The organism is Pseudidiomarina homiensis, from assembly GCF_003987225.1.
Taxonomy (GTDB): domain Bacteria; phylum Pseudomonadota; class Gammaproteobacteria; order Enterobacterales; family Alteromonadaceae; genus Pseudidiomarina; species Pseudidiomarina homiensis.
In genome coordinates this window covers 25,212-47,808 of the sequence record NZ_PIPX01000002.1, presented here as the reverse complement: position 1 = coordinate 47,808, position 22,597 = coordinate 25,212, and the positions used below count along the sequence as shown (strand labels likewise).

23 protein-coding genes and 1 riboswitch are annotated in these 22,597 nt (G+C 52.3%); of the genes, 6 read left to right on the top strand and 17 right to left on the bottom strand.

Features of this window, described 5'->3' with window-relative positions; translation table 11 throughout:
* The first annotated feature begins 38 nt into the window (after positions 1-38).
* Positions 39-344 carry a hypothetical protein gene (locus CWI70_RS09355; RefSeq protein WP_241967874.1) on the top strand — a complete coding sequence of 102 codons (306 nt, stop codon included), beginning with the start codon at positions 39-41 and terminating at the stop codon, positions 342-344.
* Here CWI70_RS09355 and CWI70_RS09350 read toward each other — a convergent pair.
* The 6 genes from CWI70_RS09350 to CWI70_RS09325 form a co-directional block, all read right to left on the bottom strand.
* Positions 341-979: a thiopurine S-methyltransferase gene (locus CWI70_RS09350; RefSeq protein ID WP_126772994.1), complete on the bottom strand. Its 639-nt coding sequence runs from the start codon at positions 977-979 to the stop codon at positions 341-343. The genes CWI70_RS09355 and CWI70_RS09350 overlap by 4 nt on opposite strands.
* A 73-nt stretch (positions 980-1,052) precedes the next feature.
* A complete protein-coding gene (locus CWI70_RS09345; RefSeq protein ID WP_126772991.1) occupies positions 1,053-1,820 on the bottom strand; it encodes a peptidylprolyl isomerase in 768 nt (255 codons plus the stop codon).
* Positions 1,821-1,831: 11 nt separating this feature from the next.
* Positions 1,832-2,521: a respiratory nitrate reductase subunit gamma gene (narI, locus tag CWI70_RS09340; protein ID WP_126772988.1), complete on the bottom strand. Its 690-nt coding sequence runs from the start codon at positions 2,519-2,521 to the stop codon at positions 1,832-1,834.
* A 10-nt stretch (positions 2,522-2,531) separates the two neighbouring features.
* Entirely contained in the window at positions 2,532-3,260 is a 729-nt protein-coding gene (gene narJ / locus CWI70_RS09335; RefSeq protein ID WP_126772985.1) for a nitrate reductase molybdenum cofactor assembly chaperone, read from the bottom strand.
* A 4-nt stretch (positions 3,261-3,264) separates the two neighbouring features.
* Positions 3,265-4,800 carry a nitrate reductase subunit beta gene (gene narH / locus CWI70_RS09330; protein WP_126772982.1) on the bottom strand — a complete coding sequence of 512 codons (1,536 nt, stop codon included), beginning with the start codon at positions 4,798-4,800 and terminating at the stop codon, positions 3,265-3,267.
* 21 nt (positions 4,801-4,821) lie between these two features.
* Complete coding sequence (locus CWI70_RS09325) at positions 4,822-8,541, bottom strand: nitrate reductase subunit alpha (protein ID WP_126772980.1); 3,720 nt, start codon at positions 8,539-8,541, stop codon at positions 4,822-4,824.
* A 296-nt stretch (positions 8,542-8,837) separates the two neighbouring features.
* On the opposite strand from CWI70_RS09325, the gene CWI70_RS09320 reads away from it, so the two are divergent.
* Positions 8,838-10,643: an ATP-binding protein gene (locus CWI70_RS09320; protein WP_126772977.1), complete on the top strand. Its 1,806-nt coding sequence runs from the start codon at positions 8,838-8,840 to the stop codon at positions 10,641-10,643.
* On the opposite strand, the gene CWI70_RS09315 is transcribed toward CWI70_RS09320, so the two are convergent.
* A complete protein-coding gene (locus CWI70_RS09315; protein ID WP_198677687.1) occupies positions 10,640-11,974 on the bottom strand; it encodes an MFS transporter in 1,335 nt (444 codons plus the stop codon). The genes CWI70_RS09320 and CWI70_RS09315 overlap by 4 nt on opposite strands.
* A gap of 284 nt (positions 11,975-12,258) precedes the next feature.
* Here CWI70_RS09315 and narL point away from each other — a divergent pair, with 284 nt between their 5' ends.
* Positions 12,259-12,918, top strand: a complete 660-nt coding sequence (gene narL / locus CWI70_RS09310; RefSeq protein WP_126772972.1) for a two-component system response regulator NarL — start codon at positions 12,259-12,261, stop codon at positions 12,916-12,918.
* Positions 12,908-14,122 (top strand): molybdopterin molybdotransferase MoeA, encoded by a 1,215-nt coding sequence (gene moeA, locus CWI70_RS09305; protein WP_126772969.1) that lies wholly within the window; start codon positions 12,908-12,910, stop codon positions 14,120-14,122. Before narL ends, moeA begins: the two co-directional genes overlap by 11 nt.
* Here the strand turns inward: moeA and CWI70_RS09300 are convergent.
* The 9 genes from CWI70_RS09300 to moaA all read right to left on the bottom strand — a co-directional run bounded on the left by CWI70_RS09300 (position 14,119) and on the right by moaA (position 19,768).
* The gene (locus tag CWI70_RS09300; RefSeq protein ID WP_126772967.1) at positions 14,119-15,135 is read right to left on the bottom strand and encodes a molybdenum ABC transporter ATP-binding protein; all 1,017 of its coding nucleotides are present in this window, start codon (positions 15,133-15,135) and stop codon (positions 14,119-14,121) included. The two genes, moeA and CWI70_RS09300, sit on opposite strands and share 4 nt — an antisense overlap.
* Positions 15,132-15,803 carry a molybdate ABC transporter permease subunit gene (gene modB, locus CWI70_RS09295; protein WP_126772964.1) on the bottom strand — a complete coding sequence of 224 codons (672 nt, stop codon included), beginning with the start codon at positions 15,801-15,803 and terminating at the stop codon, positions 15,132-15,134. Before modB ends, CWI70_RS09300 begins: the two co-directional genes overlap by 4 nt.
* Entirely contained in the window at positions 15,781-16,527 is a 747-nt protein-coding gene (gene modA / locus CWI70_RS09290; RefSeq protein ID WP_126772961.1) for a molybdate ABC transporter substrate-binding protein, read from the bottom strand. The genes modB and modA overlap by 23 nt, the downstream gene beginning before the upstream one ends.
* A complete protein-coding gene (gene moaE / locus CWI70_RS09285) occupies positions 16,514-16,981 on the bottom strand; it encodes a molybdopterin synthase catalytic subunit MoaE (protein ID WP_126772959.1) in 468 nt (155 codons plus the stop codon). The genes modA and moaE overlap by 14 nt, the downstream gene beginning before the upstream one ends.
* A 2-nt stretch (positions 16,982-16,983) precedes the next feature.
* Positions 16,984-17,232, bottom strand: a complete 249-nt coding sequence (locus tag CWI70_RS09280) for a MoaD/ThiS family protein (RefSeq protein WP_126772956.1) — start codon at positions 17,230-17,232, stop codon at positions 16,984-16,986.
* Positions 17,225-17,722: a cyclic pyranopterin monophosphate synthase MoaC gene (moaC, locus tag CWI70_RS09275; protein WP_126772953.1), complete on the bottom strand. Its 498-nt coding sequence runs from the start codon at positions 17,720-17,722 to the stop codon at positions 17,225-17,227. Before moaC ends, CWI70_RS09280 begins: the two co-directional genes overlap by 8 nt.
* A 15-nt stretch (positions 17,723-17,737) precedes the next feature.
* Positions 17,738-18,250: a molybdenum cofactor synthesis domain-containing protein gene (locus CWI70_RS09270; RefSeq protein ID WP_126772950.1), complete on the bottom strand. Its 513-nt coding sequence runs from the start codon at positions 18,248-18,250 to the stop codon at positions 17,738-17,740.
* Positions 18,247-18,795: a molybdenum cofactor guanylyltransferase gene (gene mobA / locus CWI70_RS09265; RefSeq protein WP_126772948.1), complete on the bottom strand. Its 549-nt coding sequence runs from the start codon at positions 18,793-18,795 to the stop codon at positions 18,247-18,249. Before mobA ends, CWI70_RS09270 begins: the two co-directional genes overlap by 4 nt.
* Before the next feature lies 1 nt (position 18,796).
* Positions 18,797-19,768: a GTP 3',8-cyclase MoaA gene (gene moaA, locus CWI70_RS09260; protein ID WP_126772945.1), complete on the bottom strand. Its 972-nt coding sequence runs from the start codon at positions 19,766-19,768 to the stop codon at positions 18,797-18,799.
* A riboswitch (molybdenum cofactor riboswitch) is annotated at positions 19,759-19,902 on the bottom strand. Its footprint overlaps the gene before it by 10 nt.
* Positions 19,903-20,086: 184 nt before the next feature.
* Between moaA and trhP the strand changes: the two genes are divergently transcribed.
* Positions 20,087-21,397 carry a prephenate-dependent tRNA uridine(34) hydroxylase TrhP gene (gene trhP / locus CWI70_RS09255; RefSeq protein ID WP_126773685.1) on the top strand — a complete coding sequence of 437 codons (1,311 nt, stop codon included), beginning with the start codon at positions 20,087-20,089 and terminating at the stop codon, positions 21,395-21,397.
* 1 nt (position 21,398) lies between these two features.
* The gene (locus tag CWI70_RS09250) at positions 21,399-21,593 is read left to right on the top strand and encodes a YfhL family 4Fe-4S dicluster ferredoxin (RefSeq protein WP_126772943.1); all 195 of its coding nucleotides are present in this window, start codon (positions 21,399-21,401) and stop codon (positions 21,591-21,593) included.
* Here CWI70_RS09250 and CWI70_RS09245 read toward each other — a convergent pair.
* A complete protein-coding gene (locus tag CWI70_RS09245) occupies positions 21,590-22,438 on the bottom strand; it encodes a LysR family transcriptional regulator (protein WP_126772941.1) in 849 nt (282 codons plus the stop codon). The two genes, CWI70_RS09250 and CWI70_RS09245, sit on opposite strands and share 4 nt — an antisense overlap.
* Between the last annotated feature and the right edge of the window lie 159 nt (positions 22,439-22,597).

Below are 22,597 nucleotides of genomic sequence, written 5' to 3'. Positions count from 1 at the left end.
TTCTCCAGGGTGCCCTCCCTTTTTCATTGGAGGTGCTGATGTCTGCTCTGATGTCTGCTCAACGACCACGCCAGCGCAAACCGAACACCACTGACGCCATGCGGGCGTTATTGGACACTATTCGCAATACCATTCCCTTCGGCCTCGAAGACGCCGACATGTGCCAAGGCATTTGCCGCGGCTGCTCTAAGAAAATGATGGAAATGCTCGACGCCGAAGTCAGCCAATGGCAAGTCGACCTCGACAACCAAACTGCCGAGCCGACCTTTGCTGACCTCGCCTTTATGGAAAAGCTCGCGCGCCGCACCTACAAAGTACTGCAGCGCAACAACCTGATTTCTTAATCGTAGATGACGTAAGCTTGTTCGGTGACGGGGCTGTCAACACTGGGCTCGTTGTTCACGAAACCTTGGATGCGTGCCTTGCGTTGCACTTTGAAGCGGTGCCCGTAAGCACTTTTGACTTCATCTTCAGGCACCGAAAACGGTGGTCCTTCACGGTAACAATCAGGGTATTCAACAGTCACCAACAGACCGCGACTGCCACTCGGTAAGGTTTTGCGGAGCAGTTCTACATAGCGTGTACGCATTTCCGGTGGTAAAGCGACCAACGCCGCGCGGTCATACCAACCATCGACATCGGCAACGTCGTTTGCAGTGAGGTCAAAGACATCGCCCACCCAAATCACCAGCTCATCAACCGCATACTGCTTGAACTTACCAACACTGGTCACTTTTGGCTTCAGTTGGTTTTCCGCGAAAAACGCCTGCACCGCCAGCTCGCTCAGCTCAACGCCAAACACTTTGTAGCCTTGATCGAGCAACCACAACATATCTTTCGTCTTGCCACACAACGGCACCAAAATACGACCATTTGGGCAGGCTTGCGGGAAGTACTCGGTCAATAGCTCGTGAAAAGCGTCGCGATGAAAGCCAATTTGTTGCTGCTGCCAGCGTTGATGCCAAAAGTTGTGGTCCATAAAAAAGCCTCCGTGGGTGGAGGCTTTAGCTTACTTTAACTATGGCTTTGTGCAAGCGTGACTACTGCTACCGCTATTGCAGCAACGGCGAATCCGAAACGGCAAAATCAAACCCTTTGATTTCGGCGGCTTGAATGAGGGTGTGGATGTATTGCGCGACGGCTTTACGTTCGACTTTCTCGTTCAAGTAGGCAGCGATTTTGTCTTTGACGGCGTCGTACGGGAGCTGCTTGCCTTCGATTTTGCGATCGACGGCGACCACGTGAAAGCCGTAGCGGGTTTCCACAGGGTTGGGCAGTAATCCTGCGTTGGCGGTGAAGACTTGGCGCTCGAATTCAGCGACGGTTTGGCCGCGGCTGATTTGTCCCAAGCTGCCAGCGGTCGCGGCAGACGGACAGGCCGAGTGCTGCTGCGCCAGACGTGAAAAGTCATCGCCTTCGCCGAGTTGCTTGATGATTTGCTCGGCCATCATTTTCGCATTGACGCGGTCAAGCTCGTCATCGGGCGCGGCGGCCAACAAGATGTGGCATACTTCCAGCAACGGTGACGTGGTAAAACGCTCCGGGTTCTGCTGATAGTAAGTTTCACAAGCTTGGTCATCGGCTTCTGGCATGTCGACTTCGCGCTCCAGCAGCGCTGCTAGAAAGTCGTCATCACTGGCGTCTTTGTTTTCGTCTTTAACGTGCAGCCCGAGTTCGGCTGCACGTTGACGGAACAATTCACCAATCACCAAGGACTCTGCCGCTTTGGCCATGGCTTGCTGCTGGCTGTCCGCCGGATGATATTGCATTTCAGCCAATATCGCCGGCTCATCAATAGTGGTGTGGTTCACTTGAATCATAATGCGACTCCTTAACGCGCTGCTTTTTGTCGCACGATTTGATGCTGACGGCGAATGTACTGCACCGGCACGCTGAACATATGCACCAATCGAGTGAATGGGAACACCAAGAAAATGGTGAGACCTAAGGTGATATGCAGCTTGAAGATCCAGTGCACGTCGGTCATGGCGGCAACTGCTGTGGTAGCGTCAAAGGTCAGGGTATTTTGTGCCCAAGCCATCAACAACAGCATGGTAGAACCGTCCATGTGGCCGAGTGATACAAAAATCGACAACAGGCCTAGAATCAATTGCGCATAAAGCAACAACAGAATCACGATGTCCATGGTGCTGCTGTTGGCACGAATACGCGGGTTATTCAGGCGACGCAGAATCAAAATCGTCATGCCATAAAAGCAAACGATACCTGCTAAGCCACCGGCAACAATGGCGATCAGCTGCTTGGTGCCAGCACTAATTCCCAACACGTGCCATACCGCATTCGGTGTCAGCAAGCCGACAAAGTGGCCGGCAAAAATCGCCAAGATACCGATATGGAACGCAATACTGCCGCGACGTAACTGCTTCTTTTCGAGCAATTGGCTGGAGCTAGTTTTCCAGGTGAACTGCTCACGGTCGTAGCGAATCCACGTGCCAATCACCATGACTGCCAACGCAATGTAAGGGTAAATGCCAAAGAAAAACGTGTTTAAATAATTCATGACTTGCTCCTTAGACGTCCGCGGCGTTTTTCACGTTGCTGAGTTGATCAAGATTCAATGGCACATACTGATCACGACGCTGACCTTCCGCTGGGCGATGTTGCGCAGTCGGACAGGTGCTGGTGGCGTCATTACCGGTAAAGGTCACCATTTCCTCTTCCCAGACTTTGTCGAGTTCTTTCGGCGTGTCGTCACGCTTTTCCGATTCGACTTGCGCACGTACATCGCTTAAATCAATCTCGACCTGCGCCAGCTCTAACAGGCTCTTAAACAGCACTGCATAATCACTTTCGCGTTGTTCTAACCGCGCCGCTAATACCGCCAAGATATGCGCCACTTCGGCCAAGCCTTCGCGTGCATTGTCCTCGCCTTGGGTGGCCAAGAATTCGAGATACAACGGAATGTAATCTGGCAATTCTTTGACGCCGATCTCGAGACCCGCTTGTTGATACTGCTGCATCAAATCAACCATGGCTTGACCGCGATCCCGTGATTCGCCATGTACATGTTCAAACAACAACAATGACAGCGAACGGCCCCGCTCGAATAAGCCGTCGTATTCCGACTGCCAGTCCATAAGGTCGCCGCTGGTACGGCGCACGATGAAGTCATCGAGGGCCTCTTGTTGCGCCGTGCTCAGTGCCGAAGCACGCACCAAAGTGCGTAACTGCGGCACTACTTCGAGCAGCGCTACTTTCGGGTAGTCGAGTAACAGTGAAATCACTTGTAAAACTTGCATGGGCTTACTCCTTCACCGTTACCGGGATGACTTGGCGGACGCTTTGCTTTTTCGCGCCAAACAAGTTCACGTCGTTATTGCCGTCGCTACAGCCGTTGCCGAAGGTAAAGCCACAGCTACCTTTCAGGTCATAGGCATTTTCAGCGTAGGCACGGTGACTGGTTGGAATCACGAAACGATCTTCGTAATTCGCCAGCGCCATGTAGCGGTACATTTCTTCAACTTGATGCTGGGTCAAGCCCACTTGCTTCAAAACTTCTAAGTCTTCGACACCATCGACGTTCTGGCTACGTTTGTAAGCACGCATGGCAATCATGCGTTCTAGCGCACGAACAATCGGGAATTCGTCACCAGCGGTGAGCATATTCGCCAAGTAACGCAGCGGAATGCGTAGCGATTTCAGATCTGGAATTTCACCGTTCATGCCCACGTGGCCAGCTTCCACCGCACTTTGGATCGGTGATAAAGGTGGCACGTACCAAACCATGGGCAAGGTGCGATATTCTGGGTGTAACGGCAGCGCAACTTTCCATTGCATTGCCATCATGTACACCGGTGAACGCTGGGCAGCTGCGATCCAATTGTCTGCAATGCCTTCTTTGCGCGCAGCCGCTTGCACTTCTGGATCGTGTGGATCTAAGAAGATATCGAGCTGTGCTTGGTACAGGTCTTGCTCGTTCGGCGTATTGGCCGCTTCCTCGATGCGGTCGGCATCGTACAGCAACACACCCAGGTAACGGATACGGCCTACACAAGTTTCTGAACAGGTGGTCGGTTGGCCTGCTTCGATACGCGGGAAACAGAAGGTACATTTTTCTGATTTACCAGTTTTCCAGTTGTAGTAAATCTTCTTGTACGGGCAGCCCGACACACACATGCGCCAGCCACGACACTTGTCTTGGTCGATCAAAACAATGCCGTCTTCTTCGCGCTTGTAGATGGCGCCTGACGGGCAAGCGGCCACACACGCAGGGTTCAGACAGTGCTCGCACAAGCGTGGCAAGTACATCATGAAGGTCTTTTCAAACTGACCATAGATGTCTTTTTGCACCACTTCGTCGAAGTTCTTGTCTTTCTTACGTTTAGCAAACTCAGTACCGAGAATTTCTTCCCAGTTCGGGCCCCACTCGATCTTCTCCATGCGCTGACCTGAGATCAGTGAGCGTGGACGCGCAACCGGTTGGTGCTTGCTGTCTTTTGCCGTGTGCAAGTGTTGATAATCAAAATCAAACGGCTCGTAGTAGTCGTCAATTTCAGGCAAATCTGGGTTGGCGAAAATATTCGCCAACACCCGACGCTTGGCACCGATTTTCAGTTCCAAGTTGCCTTTTTTATTGCGAATCCAACCGCCATTCCACTTGTCTTGATTTTCCCATTCTTTCGGGAAGCCGACGCCTGGCTTGGTTTCAACGTTGTTGAACCAAGCGTATTCAACGCCTTCGCGTGATGTCCAAACATTCTTACAAGTGATGGAGCAGGTATGACAACCAATACACTTGTCCAAATTTAGCACCATGCCAATTTGAGCTCTTACTTTCATGGTAACGTCCTCACTCCAACCTTATTCAGTGTCCAACCAGTCGACTTTGTCCATTTTGCGGACCACCACGAATTCATCGCGGTTACAGCCAACGGTGCCGTAGTAGTTAAAGCCATAGGCTTGCTGTGCGTAGCCGCCAATCATGTGGGTCGGCTTCATGACCGCACGGGTCACTGAGTTGTGAATACCGCCGCGGGTGCCGGTTAACTCTGAACCTGGCACGTTCACGATCCGTTCTTGTGCGTGGTACATCATGCTCATGCCTTCAGGCACACGTTGCGAGACCACCGCACGGGCACTAATCGAACCGTTCACGTTGAAGATTTCGATCCAGTCGTTGTCTTCAATACCGGCAGCTTTGGCGTCAATTTCACTCAGCCACACAATCGGGCCACCGCGCGACAAAGTCAGCATCAGCAAGTTGTCAGAGTAGGTGCTGTGAATACCCCATTTTTGGTGCGGGGTGATCCAGTTCAGTACGATCTCTTTATTGCCGTTACCCTTCTTGTTCAGCACTGGCTCAACGGTTTTCAGGTTAATCGGTGGCTTGTAGGCACACAGGGTTTCACCGAAATCGCGCATCCACTCGTGATCTTGGTAGAACTGCTGACGACCGGTGACGGTGCGCCATGGAATCAACTCGTGAACGTTGGTGTAACCGGCGTTGTACGACACATGCTCGTCTTCCAAGCCAGACCACGTCGGTGACGAAATGATCTTGCGCGGTTGCGCGACGATGTCGCGGAAGCGGATCCTCTCTTCCTCTTTTGGCTTAGCCAGATGCGTGTGGTCACGACCGGTAAACTCACCGAGTGCTTGCCACGCTTTTACCGCTACGTGGCCATTGGTTTCTGGCGCCAGCGACAGAATCACTTCACAAGCGTCAATGGCACTGTCGATCACCGGGCGACCTTTGTTTGCACCTTCTTCGTGGTGCACGCGGTTCAACTTGCCTAAGAAATCGACTTCTTCTTGGGTATTCCAATTGATGCCTTTACCACCATTGCCAAGCTTGTCCATCAGCGGACCGAGCGAGGTGAAACGGTGATAGGTATTCGGGTAATCACGTTCAACCACGTTGATGTTCGGCATGGTGACGCCAGGTACAGCTTCACACTCGCCCTTCCACCACGCTTTCACGCCATACGGTTGTGCCAGCTCGCCCGGCGAGTCGTGCATGATAGGAGTGGTAACGACATCTGTTTCGACCCCTAGGTGGCCTTGGCACACACGCGAGAATTCTTTCGCAATACCTTTAAAGATGTCCCAGTCGCTGCGCGCTTCCCACACTGGGTCAACGGCTGCGGTTAAGGGGTGAATAAACGGATGCATATCCGAGGTATTCATGTCGTCTTTTTCATACCAGGTTGCGGTTGGCAACACGATGTCGGAGTACAAGCAGGTGGTCGACATACGGAAGTCGAGGGTCACCCACAAGTCCACTTTGCCTTCTGCACCGTCGTCGACCCACTCGACGTCTTCCGGTTTCTTACCACCGAAGTCACCAAGGTCTTTGCCAAGCAAGCCGTGTTTGGTGCCCAAGAAGTGCTTGAGCATGTACTCGTGACCTTTACCTGAAGAACCCAGTAGGTTTGAACGCCAGATGAACATGTTGCGCGGGAAGTTTTTCGGATCGTCCGGCTGCTCACAAGCAAACTTCAGCTTGCCGTCTTTCAGTTGCTCAACAATGTAGTCTTTTACATCGAGTCCGGCTTTTTCTGCTGCAGCCGCGAGGCCTAATGGATTGGTGCCTAACTGTGGCGCTGACGGCAACCAGCCCATGCGTTCGGCACGCGTATTGTAGTCAATGATCGAGCTTTGCCATTTGTTCTTGTCGGTCAGCGGTGATACCACTTCACTCATGTCGAGCTTCTCGTAACGCCACTGGCTAGAGTGGTTGTAGAAGAACGAGGTACCGTTCATGTGGCGTGGTGGACGTTGCCAATCAAGACCAAACGCCAATGGCTGCCAACCGGTTTGCGGACGCAGTTTTTCTTGGCCGACATAGTGTGCCCAACCGCCACCGGATTGACCGATACAGCCACACATCATCAGCATGTTGATGAGGCCACGATAGCTCATGTCCATGTGGTACCAGTGGTTCAAAGCAGCGCCAACGATAATCATCGAACGACCTTTGGTCTTGTCTGCGTTGCGCGCGAATTCAGTTGCCACACGGATCACGTCCGCTGGTTTCACACCGGTAATATGCTCTTGCCATGCCGGAGTGTAAGGCACGTCATCTTCGTAGCTTTGCGCACGATTTGGATCGTTGCCGCCGTCGTCGACGCCATATTGCGCCAACATCAAGTCGTAAACGGTTGCGACCAAAGCTGTTTCACCATTGGCAAGCTCAACGCGCTTCGCTGGAATGCGGCGTACTTGCACTTCGTCATGATGCGTATGCTGGAAGTAGTCGTATTCGTGCGGTGCGGCGCCAAAATAGGGGAAGCCCACTTCAACCACTTCATCATGGCCGTCTTTCAAGCTGATTTGTAAATCGACGTGACCGCCTTGGTCTTTTTGCTCAAGGTTCCACTTACCTTTTTCGCCCCAGCGATAGCCAATCGCACCGTTCGGGCTGGTCAGACGTTGATCCGCAGCATTAATCGCAATGGTTTTCCAATCAGGGTTGTTGTCTTCGCCAAGATTGTCGACCAAGTCAGCGGCACGCAAGAAGCGGCCTTGCTTCAGAACCTTTTCGCCTGGCTCAAGCATGACTAGCATCGGCATGTCGGTGTAGCGTTTCACGTAGTCTTGGAAGTAGCTACTTTGCTGATTAACATAGTATTCTTTCAAAATAACGTGGCCGAACGCCATCGCCAAGGCTGAGTCAGTACCCTGACGCGGCGCCAACCACGTGTCACCAAACTTCGACGCTTCCGAATAGTCCGAAGTAATGACGCAAGTTTTCGTACCCTTGTAACGTACTTCGGTTAAGAAGTGCGCGTCAGGCGTACGTGTTTGTGGAACGTTGGAGCCCCACACGATGATGTAGTTTGAGTTGTACCAATCAGCTGATTCAGGTACGTCGGTTTGCTCACCCCAAATCTGTGGTGACGCCGGCGGCAAATCACAGTACCAGTCATAGAAGCTCAGACAGTTACCACCAATCAGTGATAAATAACGTGCACCAGCAGCATACGACACCATCGACATGGCCGGGATCGGCGAGAAGCCACTGATGCGGTCAGGTCCATAAGTTTTCGCAGTGTAGACGTTACTTGCTGCAATGAGCTCGTTCACTTCTTCCCAGCTTGCCCGCACAAAACCACCTAAGCCACGACGCTCTTTGTAGCTCTTCGCTTTGATAGGATCGGTAACGATAGATTCCCACGCTTGCACCGGGTCTTTGTGCTGCTCTTTCGCGTCACGCCATAGCTTCATTAACTGTTGACGCATTTTCGGGTACTTCAAGCGGTTGGCGCTGTAGATGTACCACGAGTAACTTGCCCCACGCGGACAGCCACGCGGTTCATGATTAGGTAAGTCCGGGCGCGTCCGTGGATAGTCGGTTTGTTGGGTTTCCCACGTCACCAAGCCATCTTTGACGTAGATCTTCCAGCTACATGAGCCGGTACAGTTCACGCCATGGGTCGAGCGCACAACTTTGTCGTGTTGCCAACGCTGGCGATAGCCGTTTTCCCAAGTCCGATCTTGGTCAGTTGTTACCCCATGCCCATCGGCAAAAGGTTCTTTGCGGGTTTTGAAAAACCGCAGTTTGTCGAGTAGATGACTCATCCTCAAACTCCTAGTAGATGTCGTTACGTGCTAAGTTTGAATCGGTCATCGTTGTATTGCTATAGGTCGCCAGAGCCGCCAAATAGGGGGTATACGCCTTTTCTACCCCTAATGGAGTACGCACTTAATAAGCTAAGTAGTTGTTTATAATAATATTTAGTTTTAGCGTTGATAATGAACTCATCGACCAAACGCAAAAGAGGTAGCCCATTAAAGACGCTTGTCATTGCTGCATTAATGCACTCGGTTCCAAATACGTTTAAACTAGACAAAGTTTATCGTTCAGCAGGTTTGTTATGCGCCAGTTTTCAATCGTCACACGCGTGGGTATTGCGCTCGGCCTTATGGTCGCGCTTACCGTAGGTACCTTGTTAGCGTCTTACTGGCTCTCGGAGCGCGCCGACCAAGATGCCTTGGCGATCAATAAAGCGGGGTCATTGCGCATGCAAAGCTATCGTTATGCTTGGCATCGCTTGCATCTGCCCGACGCGGCGGTCACCGCTGAACTTGCCCAACAATTACAAGCGACTTGGCGCCATCCGGTTTTTAACCGTTTCAGTCATGGCGAAAGCGAACTTGCGACACAGTTCCAAGTCACTAGTCGAAGCTGGCTGGCCCTGCAGGAGCGGATGACCACTGAAGGCGTCCAGGCTGCGCAAGTTGAAGCGCTCTTAGCGCCGCATATTCAGCAATTGGATAGTTTAGTTGGTGCTTTGCAGCAAGAGGCAGAGTCCCGTATTCGCGCTATTCGCCTTATTCAGGTACTCAGCTTATTTGCCACCATTACGTTGGCTGGCATCATTGCCTATTGGCTACGCAGCCGCGTGCGCAAACCTTTGCAAACTCTAACCCAAACCGCACGGCGAATTGGCCAAGGCGACTTTACTGCACGCGTCAATCATCCGATGGGCGACGAACTCGGCGTACTGGCCGACACCCTAAACAAGATGAATAATGCCGTGGGCTACATGTACGGCAATCTTGAGAAACGTGTGGACGAACAAACGCAAGCCATTCAGCGCAGCAACATCAAACTACAATTCTTGTACGACATGGCGCGCAGCATTATCGAGCGTTCACCCAGTTACCAAGACTTCAGCCACATCATCGAAGGCCTGAAAGAAGCTGCGCAAATCGAAGATTTAGAGCTTTGTTTGATTACACCAGCAGGTGATAAGCCTTACTTACAGGTGCAGCCGGTAGAAACCGACGAAGATCCTTGTGCTGGTGTCGATTGCGCAGAATGTGTTTCTGCGGGTGCTGGGGTAAGCGTGATGGAAGATAAACGCGTGTATCGTTACCCATTGGAGCGTGACCATCATTACTATGGTGTATTGGTCGCGCGGGTTGAGCTGGGCCAGCAACTCGATGAGTGGCAACAACAGTTACTGCAATCGGTGACCGACCAACTCGCCATCGCGCTTAGCCTTAAGCAAGAAGAAGAACAAGTCCGCCGTCTTGCATTAATCCAGGAGCGTACGGTCATTGCGCGAGAGCTCCATGACTCCTTGGCACAAGCACTGTCTTACTTGAAGATTCAGGTAACGCGATTGGATAAAGCGATACAGAAAGGTGATGAAGATACCATTGAGGACGTGTCCCATGAGTTACGCGAAGGGTTGAACTCAGCTTACCGACAGCTCCGTGAGTTGCTTACCACGTTCCGCTTGAAGGTGGATGGCGCAGGTCTTATCAATGCATTGCAAACCACTGTGAAGCAGTTCGAAGATCAATCTGACCTCACATTCCGCTTGGATTACCAGCTCGCCAACGCACCATTGGCACCGCATGAAGAGATTCACTTGCTGCAAATCATTCGAGAAGCGTGCCAGAACGCCATTCACCACAGCCAAGGTGCTGAAGTAACTATTCGTCTGCAACAGGCCATCGATAAAGGCATCACCCTGAGCATCGAAGACGATGGGGTTGGCATTCCTGAACAAGCCGAGAAGCTCAATCATTATGGCTTGGCCATCATGCAGGAGCGCAGTAAACATCTAGGTGGCGAGCTAACGATACGGCGCCGCTCAGAAGGGGGAACTGGGGTGTATTTTAGTTTCCAACCGGCTTACCTTGCAGAACACTCCACCGCCGAAGCCTAAGGGTTGAAATACACACTGTGTCGACGCAGATACACCAGCATTACTAATCCCGCGCACAGCAAGTAGAATAGTGCGAAGGCAACGAGCGCCAAAGCTGGTGTCGCCGTTACGCTTTGCACCCCCCACATTAATGGAATATACGCGGCACCTGCCATCGCACATGCCGCGAGCCAACGCAGAGCGATTGGCAGCTGGGCTGGCGGAAATAGCACACTTGCCGAACGATAGATTGCACTGCTCGCGATCGCTGAAACCGTGAAAATCACGAAAAAAACCAACAAAAACAGCAGGAAATACTGTTCTGGGGCGCCACTATGAAACGCTTGATAGGTTAAATAAGCCGCCGCTAAGCTTGCCAGCGCCAACAATAGAGCGCAGCCGAAGGTAACTTTAGCACCACCATATTGGTCAGCAAACCAACCTCCCAATGGCCGCGCAACGACGCCGACGAGCGGACCCAGCCATGCGTAGGTTAACGCTTGTGGAGCATAGTCATTGCTTAATATGCGAGCGATCTCACCACCTTGCCAGTCACGACTTAGACCGAATAAGAACTGCAATACCAGCGGAAAAGACAGTGCAAAACCGATAAAGGAACCAAAAGCCATGACATAAAGCACCGTCATCACCCATAGATGCGGATTACGAAGTAGATGACGACGATGTACCGGTGTCCACGGCGAGCTCTGTGCCCGAACGCGCTTTCGTCCAAGCACAACGGCGATCACAGTGACCCCCGCCAAAAACCATCCAACGTTAGCTAAACTCACCACTTGATCTGGCCTTACACTGCCGAGCACGTTGCCGGTACTGATGACCGTGCGCACCGTATTGGCGTCGCCGAACAGGCTAGGTAACGAGACCACCAAGGGCACACTGATTTGCGCCAAAACAATACCAACGCCACCGACGCCAGCGGTGACTGCCAGCTCCCAACCCATTGAGGTTGGCTCTAATTCCAACGTGCGCTGACTGACATAAAGTTGCGCGCCGCCTAACCCTGATAGCAACGCCATCAACTGCAAGAGACTAAGCGAAAAAGGCGGCTGCAAAAATGACCATCCCAAAGCCAATGCAATGACGGCAAGCACCACAGTAGTTGAGCGGATAAAGCTTTGCGTTAAAGCGCGATTGCCAAGTGTGAACCATAGTAATTGAAAGCCTGCTGCAGCGAGGCCAGTGAGCGCCAATAAACCAAACAGCTCGGCAAAGCTGAAGCCCATATCCAGCGCATACAGAACCACTACTAACACGCTCCAACACATCCACACGGCAGTGCTGGCGATCACGTGAAGTGCGGTCGCTTTGTCGATGGTCTCAGCTGGGAGCATTTGCTGCACAATTGGCCTTTTGTCACTGGGCTAGTAAGCTTAAGGATCAGACATTACCGGGCATTGGAGCAAGACTTCGAAGGAGTTAAGCAGAGGGTATTTGGAGATAGTCGAACTACTCAATAAGTGATATACGTAGTGACTAACCTACTGAAAATGTTATTTTTATTTAGATTGTTCGGCCGACTTTAACGCAATGTACACTAACCGATATGGCGCTCTTGAACCATGCGCCAGCGCAGGAAATGTGCGAAAATGGTGACCACGATTAGAAGGAGAATACCATGACTGAATTGCGCTCTAGCATCATGCTAGTAGACGATCATCCGCTACTACGCAAAGGTCTCAAACAATTGATATCAATGGAAGACGATCTTGAAGTGGTTGCCGAATTTAGTAACGGTAGCGACGCGATTCCAAGAGCTGTTGAGCTTGATCCTGACCTGATTATCCTCGATCTCAATATGCAAGGAATGGACGGTCTCGAAACGCTGAAGCACATGCGTGACGAGGGTGTCACTTCGCGTATTATCATGCTCACCGTATCTGATGCTGATGAAGACGTAGTCTCAGCAATCACCAATGGCGCCGATGGTTACTTGCTCAAAGATATGGAGCCGGAGCAACTCATCGAGCAAATCAAACGCGCTATTGAAGGCAAAATGGTATTAAGTGAAGTCATTACCGAAGTACTCGCTACCGCACTGCGCCGCCCTGCGCCGCAAGGTGGTGGCAAGCTGGAAAGCCTGACCAATCGCGAACTCGAGATTCTGAAATTGATTGCCAAGGGTATGAGCAACAAGGTCATTGCCCGCGAACTCGATATCTCTGACGGTACCGTCAAAGTTCACGTGAAACACCTACTGAAAAAACTTGGCTTACGGTCACGTGTTGAAGCTGCCGTGTGGATGGTCAACCAGCAAGGCGGTAAGCATGAGTCCTAATTGGTTACCCGTTGCCGACGCACTGGCCGCCATGCAAGGCCAAGTGCAAGCGCTAACCGAAACCGAAACAGTCCCCTTAGCTGCCGCCCTTGATCGGGTATTGGCACAGCCTGTGTACGCCAGTTTGAATGTGCCAGGCTATGATAATTCAGCGATGGACGGCTATGCCTTACGCGCTGCCGAAGCAGCGCAGCCACTAAAGGTGGTAGGCGAAGCCTTTGCTGGGCACCCGTTCAAAGGGGAGCTCCCCGCAGCAAGTTGCGTTCGGATCATGACGGGAGCACAAGTGCCAACGGGTGCGGACGCTGTAGTCATGCAAGAAAATGTGCTCCGCGACGACGCTGACATCGAAGTACAAACAACGGTGACAGCAGGCGACAATGTGCGCCTGTGCGGCAGTGATATTGCCAGTGGTTCGGTGGTCTTGAATGCGGGACAGCGGCTAACGGCAGTGCATGTGGGCTTGCTCGCTTCACTTGGCATTGCCGAAGTTAAAGTCGTACGTAAGCTGCGCGTGGCGTTATTCTCTAATGGCGATGAGTTGGTGGTGCCGGGCGAGCCCTTGCAGCACGACAGCCAAATCTACGATAGCAATCGCTTCACCTTAACGGCGATGCTACAGCGCCTGCATGTCGACATCATTGATCTCGGCCATATCGCTGATGACCCAGAAGCATTAGAAAGCGCGTTTAAACAAGCCATGCGCAGTGCTGACATTGTGATTAGTAGTGCTGGGGTTTCGGTCGGCGATGCTGATCACACCAAAAACACCTTGGCTAAGCTTGGCAGTATCGAGTTCTGGAAGATTGCCATAAAACCAGGCAAGCCGTTTGCGTTTGGTCGCTTGGGCGACGCTTGGTTTTGTGGGCTACCGGGCAATCCCGTCGCTGCGGTCGTCACGCTCGATCAATTGGTACAACCTATGTTGCGCCGCATGGCAGGCGAAACCATCAAAGCGCCTTTACAACTCACCGCCAAAGCCGCTACAGCAATAAAAAAACGCCCTGGCCGCACCGACTTTCAACGTGGTCGCTACACCCAACGCGATGGCCAGCTGTGGGCTGAGCCCGTTGGTAGTCAAAGTTCCGCAGTCCTTACCAGTGTGGCACAAGCCAATTGCTTTTTGGTACTCGAACAGGACCGCGGCGCCATTGAAGCTGGCGAGTCGATTACTATTCAACCATTTGATCAGTTGCTGACTTAGCACGTATTTTCAAGTTGCTGGGATACTGGATGGTGCAGCGCGGCGGACTTGATGTGAGCGACCACGCGCTGTCCAACGCTGAGCGCTAACTGCTGCCATGCGGCGTTACTGATCAAAGCAAAGAAATACTGGCCGTGATACTCAAGTTCAACAAGACATTCAGCGTCATGGGAGCTTTCATGCACAGCATGAATAGTGCTCCATAGCTGGTTGCGAACACTGGAATGTGAGACCGGTTGCAAACTGATACTGACATCCCGAGCATAAATGCGTAGACGCTTCGATGCATCCTCGTCTAATCCTGGCAGCGGCGTTGCCATCACCGCCATCGCCAACATTGAACGCAATGGTTCGTGCCGCAACTGTTCTACCAACGCACCACTGCTGGTGATCTTACCGCGGCTCAATAACACAATATAATCACTAACTTCGGCGATATCCGTCAATTGATGACTCACCCACAGCACCGGTAAGCCATGCTGCGCAGACACTTCGCGCAAGTAAGCCACAAAATGTTGTCGGGTTGCTTCATCGAGCGCAGAAAAGGGCTCATCCAGCAATAACACTTGCGGCTGTGCCAAAAGTGCTCGGGCAAATGCAACACGCTGCTGTTGGCCGCCCGAAAGTTGCGGCGGCTTTTGTTCAAGCAGCTCGGCCACGCCACAGCGTTGTATCACCTCGTCCCATGAGAGAAAGTGTTGCTGAGCTCGCTGCCAGCCGTACCGCAGGTTGTCGGCTACCGTCAAATGTGGAAACAACATAGGATCTTGCAACACCAAACCCATACGCCGCTCGGCCAACCCCATAAAGTTGCTCGCCGATTGCCATTGCTGCTTACCGAAACGGATCTTAACCGCCGAGGTTTTACGGAGGCCAGCAATCACTTCCAACAGGGTGGTCTTGCCCGAGCCCGATGGCCCGACGATAGCTGTGATTCCTTTATTCGGCAGGGTCAGATCAAACTGCAGCGCAAAATGTTGCAACGGCACGCTACCCTTTACGTATAAGCTCATTGCTGTGGCCTCCGTCCATAAACAACGGCCAAGACCACAACCGCAAAAGCAATCAATCCTAACGACAAAGCATGCGCCGCCGAATAGTTCAGTGCCTCAGTGTGGTCGTAGATAAGTACCGAAAGCACTTGCGTCTCGCCTGGAATACTCCCACCAATCATGAGAATGACCCCAAATTCGCCTAAGGTATGGGCAAACACCAATGTTGCCGCCACCACAAAGCCGCCACGACACAAGGGTAATGCAATCGTTCGCAGCGCTTGCCAACGCGTCGCACCCAAGCTTTCGGCCACCAATAACGGCCGTTTTCCCATGGCGCGAAAGGCTTCGGTCAGTGGCTGCACCGCAAAGGGTAGCGAATAAATGACACTGCCTATCACAATCCCAGTGAAACTAAATGCCAAGTGGCGACCGCCCAAAGACTCGAGTGTTGCGCCAATAAAGCCGTTAGGTCCGAGCGCCAACAATAAATAGAAGCCTAATACCGTAGGTGGAAGTACCAGCGGCATGGCGACAATCGCCTGCACCCAGCCGCGCCAGCGCGAACCCGTAAAGGCAAGCCACCAGGCGACAGGCGTAGCCAACACCAACAATATGGCGGTCGTCACTGCCGCCAACTGCAACGTCAGGCTGATGGCCTGATAGTCACTTGGTTGCAGCATAACCATAGGCCACAAGAGTCTGTTGGCTGCCATCGGCAAGCATGAAATCGTAGAGCAATTGCGCGCCTCGGTGCTGTCCTGCATGTGCCGTTAAAGCGATGGCTTGCGGAAGCAATGGCGCGCTCGCTAGGCGGGTATAGTCGCTTTGCGGTACTTGCATTGCAACGATTTGGCTAAGTGCGACAAAACCTATTTCTGCTGCACCAACGTGAACCCGATGGGCCGCTTGTGCGACATTTTCGCCATAGACGAGTTTATTTGCGTAATGTTCCGCTGCTAGCTGGTCCTGCAAATAATGCATGGCAGCTTGGCCATAAGGAGCGTGACTGGGCTGCGCCAAGGCAACATAGTCAGCAGCTGCAATTAATGTCGCGACATCACCGCGCTGGTGTGGGTGCCACAGCACCAGTTCGCCGAAGCCCAGGAGTACCGGCTCTGCTTGAATCAATTGTCGTTGATATAACGCTTCAAGATAACGCGGCTCGGCGGAAATCAGCAGCGCATAAGGCGCCCCGTGAACCACTTGTGCTACCAGCTTACCGCTAGCGACATAGGCGACCGTGACGTCATAGTTGGGAAACTGCTGTTCGAAATCGGTAATGATGGCATCGACCGGAGCCCGCAATGATGATGCAACGGCAATATGCACTTTTTCCTGCGCTGTGGCGCCAGCAGGAAAAGCCACAACAATTGCCAAACAGCACATCGCTAGAGCGCTAAGCCGAAACATCACTCACCTGCCAACGCTCCGCAGCAACCTGATCAGTCGCTTTAGCGGCAACCCAAGCACTACCTGACGAGGTTTCTTCACGCTTCCAAAACGGCGCTTGGGTTTTCAAAAAATCCATGACAAACATGCAAGCTTCGAACCCCGCGCATCGATGTGGCGACGCCACTCCAACAAAAACGATTTGCTCATTGAGCGCTAAGTTTCCGATGCGATGTACAATAGTGAGCTGTTCAACTTGCCAGCGCTGCTGAGCCTGCCTCGCCACTTGCTCTAACACCTGCTCAGTCATTCCCGAATAGTGCTCAAGATGCAATGCCTGCAAGCCGCCCTCGGCCAGTTCTCGCACTAAACCAGTGAACGTGACCACCGCACCGCAGTCACTCGAGCCCACAAGTGCTTGATATTCATCAGCGACCGAGAAGTCCTCGTGTTGAACACGCACCGCAATAGACATCTCTAACCTCCAGTTACGGGTGGAAAAAGCGCTACTTCGTCACCATCGGCTAACGGCTCAGACCAATCAACGAAGGTGTAGTTTTTCGCACACAGAAGCTCTTGATCATAAAGTTCTCGCGTCCAGTCTGGGTGCAATAGTGCCAACTTCTCGCGCAGCTGATTCACTGTCGCACCGGCCGGGAGGTCAACGTCGATTTCATTACAGTTCAAGCGCTCCCTGAGCAGCGCAAAGAATTTCACTTTAACCATGATTCACATGCTCCCTGTGCCAATGACCACTTTTACCACCGGCTTTTTCGTGCAATTGAATGCCATTGATCTGCAATGCCGGATCGACTGCTTTACACATATCGTGAATCGTTAAGGCCGCCACACTTACCGCTGTTAGTGCTTCCATTTCGACCCCTGTCACGCCTTGTACGGCACAAATTGCGGTAATCTGCACGCGACCTTGCTCGGGTTGCAACGCAAAGTCGACGGTGACCTTGGTCAGCGCCAGTGGATGACACAACGGAATCAGGTCACTCGTGCGTTTCGCCGCCATAATACCTGCCACTCGTGCTACCGCTAACACGTCACCTTTGCGGAGTGATTGACTGGCGATTTGCGCCACAACCTCGGGAGTGGTTTGTACCGTTGCCACGGCGGTCGCTTGCCGCACAGTGGCCGTTTTTTTACCAACATCCACCATATGCGCAGCGCCGCTGTCATCAAGGTGAGTAAACATTTTTGTGCTCATGCCGATACCTCCTGCCTAAGCGTTGCGCGCTAACCGCGCATTAAAGTTGCAAGGGCCTTGCAAGCCATCTAATTGCGGTCGAATCAGCTCATGCCAAGCTAACTTGGCCGCTGATAACGAGCCTGGCACCGCTACCACCAGCGTATTATTGGCTAAGCCCGCCACTGCTCGCGATTGCAATGCAGAGCTCCCAATTTGTTGGAAGCTCAACTGCCGAAACAGCTCACCAAAACCATCAATCTTTTGCTCAAGTAACGGTTCAATGGCTTCAGGCACGCAATTGTGACCAGCAAATCCAGTTCCACCATTGAGCAGTACAACAGCAAGTTGAGGTTCAGCAATCCAACGCGACACCACCGCCCGCAGTACGTATTTATCGGTCGCAAGAATTTGGCGCTGATAACGGTGATGTCCGGCCTCGGCAATCGCATCGGCGAGCCAGTCACCGGTTTCATCAGTTGCTGGCGTATGACGATCCGACACCGTAGCTAACGCAATGTGTAATGGACGGTGCTGTTTAGCCGTCATAAGGACACTCCTAACATTTCAATTGCACGCCGCCACTGTTGCGGCGTATTGGTATTGTGTAATTGGTAGCTGTACGGCCACGCCAGCGCTTGTGCATTCATTGCCTGTAACATTGCACGCACCGACCGATCACCGCTGTCATCGCAGAGTTGTTGGGTAAGGTAGTTCACCAACTCGATTGAATAATTCACCACGCAAGGCAAAGGCGAGCCGGTAAAGTAGGCTGCACCGGGTTGGTCCAACAACTGTTGCAGTGCAGCGGCCGTAAGTAACGGCATATCGATGGGAACCACCACCAGACGCTGTGGCACAGTATCCAAGTGGTGCAACACGCTTAACAGACCACCGAGCGGACCAGCGTTTGGCAGTCGGTCCGAAATGTAGCCGTCGGCGTTTCGACTCACTCTAATTTGCGCACAACCGACCTCGCGGAGCAGACGTTGGCAGCGTTCAAGCTGAGTCATTCCAGCGACTTCGAGCAATGCCTTGTCTTGCCCCATGCGGGAAGACTTGCCTCCTGCGATAATAACGCCGGTCAGTTGCATACTAGCCTCCGATCATCGCCAGGTGACGCGTCGCACCGCTAAACTGCTCGTGCAGCCCGTGCGTCGCTTTTTTGCTTAGCACCAACTCTTGCAACGCTGCTTGCAGCGGTGCCGTGTCGTCGGTCTGCAAATAGGCGCGTAAATCTTGATGGTGCTCGGTAAATAAGCACAAAAAGAGCTGCCCCAAACTTGAAACCCGTAAACGGTTACAGTCATCACAGAAATCACGACTGTAGGGCATGATAAGGCCTAATTTTCCTTGATATTCGGAGTGCCAGAACTCTTGTGCCGGTCCAGCAGTGCGTGATTTCACACATTGTTGCCAGCCCTCTCGCAACAACTGCTCTTTAATACTCTGGCCACTGATGTGATGACGTTGGTAGTAAGCAACATTGTCGTTGGTCCGCATCAATTCAATAAAGCGCAGACTCACCTTGCGCGTTTTAATATAGTCCAGAAAATCTGGTAAGGCGCCGCCGTTGTAGCCCTTTAGCAACACGCTATTCACTTTGACCTTGGGAATGCCTAGCTCGATGGCCTGATCAATTCCGTCCAGAATTGCGGGTAAGCGATTTTGCCCAGTGACGAGGTGGAAGGTACTTGGGTCTAGACTATCAACGCTGACATTGATCGCATCAACGCCGGCAGCGCGCCATGCAGGTGTATCGCGCTGCAAGCGATAGCCGTTGGTGGTAATTGCGACTTCTTCAATGCCGGGGACGGCTTTGACCGTTTGAATAATTTCCAATAGATCTTTGCGTAGACAAGGCTCGCCACCGGTCAGCCGGACTTTACGGGTCCCCAGTGCCGCAAATGCCGTTACCAAGCGCCGAATTTCAGGCACAGTCAGCTCGGCCTGACGCGAGGTACAGTCCGGTCCATCTGGCAAACAATAATCGCAACGGAAGTTACAGTTCTCCGTTACCGACAAGCGCAAATAGGTAAAACGACGCGCAAAACGATCCATTAGCATGGTCAACACCTTTCCAAGTACGGGAGGTTAGCTCGTTTCCAAACCAACCCGGTGGCAAGCTGCCACGGCAAACAGGTCATAGCTCATGTGATACATGGCCTTAGAGTCTGTCGCTCGGCGTGAATGTGAGGCTAATGGTAGAGGGCATCAGCACGAAATGTTATTGCCATGAAGTGAGGGCAGCCCTACCCCTTTAGGGATAGTTGGCTCCCGCGTTTTGGCGTGGTTTATTGATCCGGATCAGCGTTTTTTCTATGCCTTTCGTTAAACTGAATGGGTATTCTTGCGCTGGATCAATTTTGCTGTATGACACATCTTATCAATGCCCCTGAACTTCTTTCACCGGCAGGAAGCCTTGACGCTATGCGTATGGCTTTCGCCTACGGCGCTGATGCCATCTACGCTGGCCAACCGCGTTATAGCCTGCGCGTACGCAATAACAGCTTCGACTTAGCCAACCTAAAAATTGGTATCGAAGAAGCCCACGCCCAAGGCAAAAAGTTCTACGTCGTGGCCAACATTGCACCGCACAACGCCAAACTCAAAAGCTTTATCGATGACATGGCCCCAGTAGTCGCGCTGCAACCCGATGCGCTGATTGTCTCGGACCCCGGTATTGTCATGTTGTTACGCGAAAACTTTCCGGACCAACCTCTGCATTTGTCAGTACAAGCCAACACCATCAATTGGGCAGCGGTAAAGTTTTGGCAGCAACAAGGCATCAGCCGCGTGATCCTGTCACGTGAATTAGAAGTGAAGGAAATTGCCGAAATTCGCGAAAAATGCCCTGACATGGAGCTTGAAGTCTTTGTCCATGGCGCGCTGTGTATGGCCTACTCGGGTCGCTGTCTGCTATCTGGCTACATTAACAAGCGCGACCCAAATCAAGGTGCTTGCACCAATGCCTGTCGCTGGCCTTATCAAGTTCACGACGCCGAAGCCGACGAAGTTGGCCAATTTCAGCCCATTGACAGTCCAGTCTTGCTCGAAGAACCGCAACGGCCCGGTGAATTAATGCTCATGGATGAAGATATTCATGGCACGTACATCATGAATTCCAAAGACCTTCGTGGGGTGCAACACGTTGAAGCCTTGGCGAAAATGGGCATTCACTCGCTGAAAATCGAAGGCCGTACAAAATCTGATTACTATGTTGCGCGCACCGCCCAAGTGTATCGCCAAGCCATTGATGACGCCGTTGCCGGCCGCCCGTTTAACCCGCAACTCCTCAGTGACTTAGAGGGCATGGCTAACCGCGGCTTTACTGAGGGCTTTTTGCGCCGCCATGTGCCGAGTGAATTGCAAAACTATCAAACCAGTCATAGCCATGGTGAGCAGTTGTTGGTCGGTGCACTACTCTCGAACGATGGTGCCAATGCTTGGATAGATGTCAAAAATGCCTTTGCCACGGGCGACCAACTGATCTTGATGAAGCCTTCGGGCAATGTGCGCTTTACTGCGGGAGTGATGTTCAACAAAGCCGGCGAAGAAGTCGCCCGCGCTCCTGGTTCTGGCCATCAAGTGGAACTACGCCTACCTTGCCCGCTGGAACAACGAGATCAAGGTTTCGCAATGCTGCTCAAAGAATTACCCCATCCGCCCCAGCCCATTGCGGTAAAGGAGGTGTAACATGCCTGTTGTCATTGATAGTGACTGCATCAATTGTGATATGTGTGTACCGGAGTGCCCAAACGAAGCTATCGAAATGGGCTCAGCACACTATGTGGTCAATGCCGACAAGTGCACTGAATGTGAGGGTTTTTATGACGAGCCCGCTTGCATTCCCGTGTGCCCTGTCGATTGCATGACCCTAGTTAGCGACTAATTCGCCTGCGTCGCCGTTTGCCGACAAACCTGTTGCAACCACTGCAACGGGCTACTCTCGGCTTGACTGCGTGGATACGCCATACCGATGGTCCGCTCTAAATTTAGATCACTTAGGGGACGTAAAGTTACATCTTGGCGCTCGCGCAACGACTCGAGGTCGGGTACCAAAGCACAACCAACCCCCGCAGAAACCAGCCCTAAAGCATACTCAATGGTATGAATATCGGCGCGAATATCAGGCTGAATGCCTTGCCGAATAAGCTCAGGATAAAACACCGACCAGGCTTCGCACGGGGTACGTTTAATCAAAGCCAAAGCCTGCATTTGTGCCAGCGTGACATGATCTTGCAACGCCAGTGGATGACCCGCTGGCAACGCTAAGACAAAGCGGTCATGCCAAATAGGTAAGAACTGCTCCCCGGCTTTGAGCATCCGCGGAGTAATGATCCGCGCATCAGCATCATCTTCTGGCTCCACCAAATGGAGTTCAAGGCCATCGACACCAGCGGTGAAGTCACGTAACAACTGACTCATACGCTCCACCCCAAGCGCTCGAATCAAGCCCAGCCGAAATTGCACCCGCGTCACACTATGCCGAAACGAGGCGCGCAACGATTGCATTTGACTCAACATCCGTCCGGCATGCCCGTAAAGTCGTTCACCATCCTCCGTTGGGGTAACCCCTCTGGATTGCCGCTGAAAAAGTTGAACCTGCAGTTCATCTTCAAGCTGTTGTAGCGCTTTTGACAGACTCGGCTGGGCGACATGACAGGCGCGCGCTGCGGCGCTAATGCTGCCTTGCTCGTAAACGGCGACGAAATATTGAAGCTGACGTAAATCCATAGCTAGAAACTATACCTACTCTCGTATTTATATTATTTAACTCTACGCCATTTCATCGTAAAGTGGAAAATCAAAAAGCGCTGTTCGCTATTCGCTGTTTGTTTAAACAAAGAGCGAACGAAGTGAGCGAGCGAACAGCGAATAACAAACAACGCATTT

Bases quoted from the DNA above. Each gene is read 5' to 3' on its own strand.
- CWI70_RS09355 (WP_241967874.1), top strand. From the start codon at position 39: ATGTCTGCTCTGATGTCTGCTCAACGACCACGCCAGCGCAAACCGAAC.
- CWI70_RS09350 (WP_126772994.1), bottom strand. From the start codon at position 979: ATGGACCACAACTTTTGGCATCAACGCTGGCAGCAGCAACAAATTGGC.
- CWI70_RS09345 (WP_126772991.1), bottom strand. From the start codon at position 1,820: ATGATTCAAGTGAACCACACCACTATTGATGAGCCGGCGATATTGGCT.
- narI (WP_126772988.1), bottom strand. From the start codon at position 2,521: ATGAATTATTTAAACACGTTTTTCTTTGGCATTTACCCTTACATTGCG.
- narJ (WP_126772985.1), bottom strand. From the start codon at position 3,260: ATGCAAGTTTTACAAGTGATTTCACTGTTACTCGACTACCCGAAAGTA.
- narH (WP_126772982.1), bottom strand. From the start codon at position 4,800: ATGAAAGTAAGAGCTCAAATTGGCATGGTGCTAAATTTGGACAAGTGT.
- CWI70_RS09325 (WP_126772980.1), bottom strand. From the start codon at position 8,541: ATGAGTCATCTACTCGACAAACTGCGGTTTTTCAAAACCCGCAAAGAA.
- CWI70_RS09320 (WP_126772977.1), top strand. From the start codon at position 8,838: ATGCGCCAGTTTTCAATCGTCACACGCGTGGGTATTGCGCTCGGCCTT.
- CWI70_RS09315 (WP_198677687.1), bottom strand. From the start codon at position 11,974: ATGCTCCCAGCTGAGACCATCGACAAAGCGACCGCACTTCACGTGATC.
- narL (WP_126772972.1), top strand. From the start codon at position 12,259: ATGACTGAATTGCGCTCTAGCATCATGCTAGTAGACGATCATCCGCTA.
- moeA (WP_126772969.1), top strand. From the start codon at position 12,908: ATGAGTCCTAATTGGTTACCCGTTGCCGACGCACTGGCCGCCATGCAA.
- CWI70_RS09300 (WP_126772967.1), bottom strand. From the start codon at position 15,135: ATGAGCTTATACGTAAAGGGTAGCGTGCCGTTGCAACATTTTGCGCTG.
- modB (WP_126772964.1), bottom strand. From the start codon at position 15,803: ATGGTTATGCTGCAACCAAGTGACTATCAGGCCATCAGCCTGACGTTG.
- modA (WP_126772961.1), bottom strand. From the start codon at position 16,527: ATGTTTCGGCTTAGCGCTCTAGCGATGTGCTGTTTGGCAATTGTTGTG.
- moaE (WP_126772959.1), bottom strand. From the start codon at position 16,981: ATGTCTATTGCGGTGCGTGTTCAACACGAGGACTTCTCGGTCGCTGAT.
- CWI70_RS09280 (WP_126772956.1), bottom strand. From the start codon at position 17,232: ATGGTTAAAGTGAAATTCTTTGCGCTGCTCAGGGAGCGCTTGAACTGT.
- moaC (WP_126772953.1), bottom strand. From the start codon at position 17,722: ATGAGCACAAAAATGTTTACTCACCTTGATGACAGCGGCGCTGCGCAT.
- CWI70_RS09270 (WP_126772950.1), bottom strand. From the start codon at position 18,250: ATGACGGCTAAACAGCACCGTCCATTACACATTGCGTTAGCTACGGTG.
- mobA (WP_126772948.1), bottom strand. From the start codon at position 18,795: ATGCAACTGACCGGCGTTATTATCGCAGGAGGCAAGTCTTCCCGCATG.
- moaA (WP_126772945.1), bottom strand. From the start codon at position 19,768: ATGCTAATGGATCGTTTTGCGCGTCGTTTTACCTATTTGCGCTTGTCG.
- CWI70_RS09250 (WP_126772943.1), top strand. From the start codon at position 21,399: ATGCCTGTTGTCATTGATAGTGACTGCATCAATTGTGATATGTGTGTA.
- CWI70_RS09245 (WP_126772941.1), bottom strand. From the start codon at position 22,438: ATGGATTTACGTCAGCTTCAATATTTCGTCGCCGTTTACGAGCAAGGC.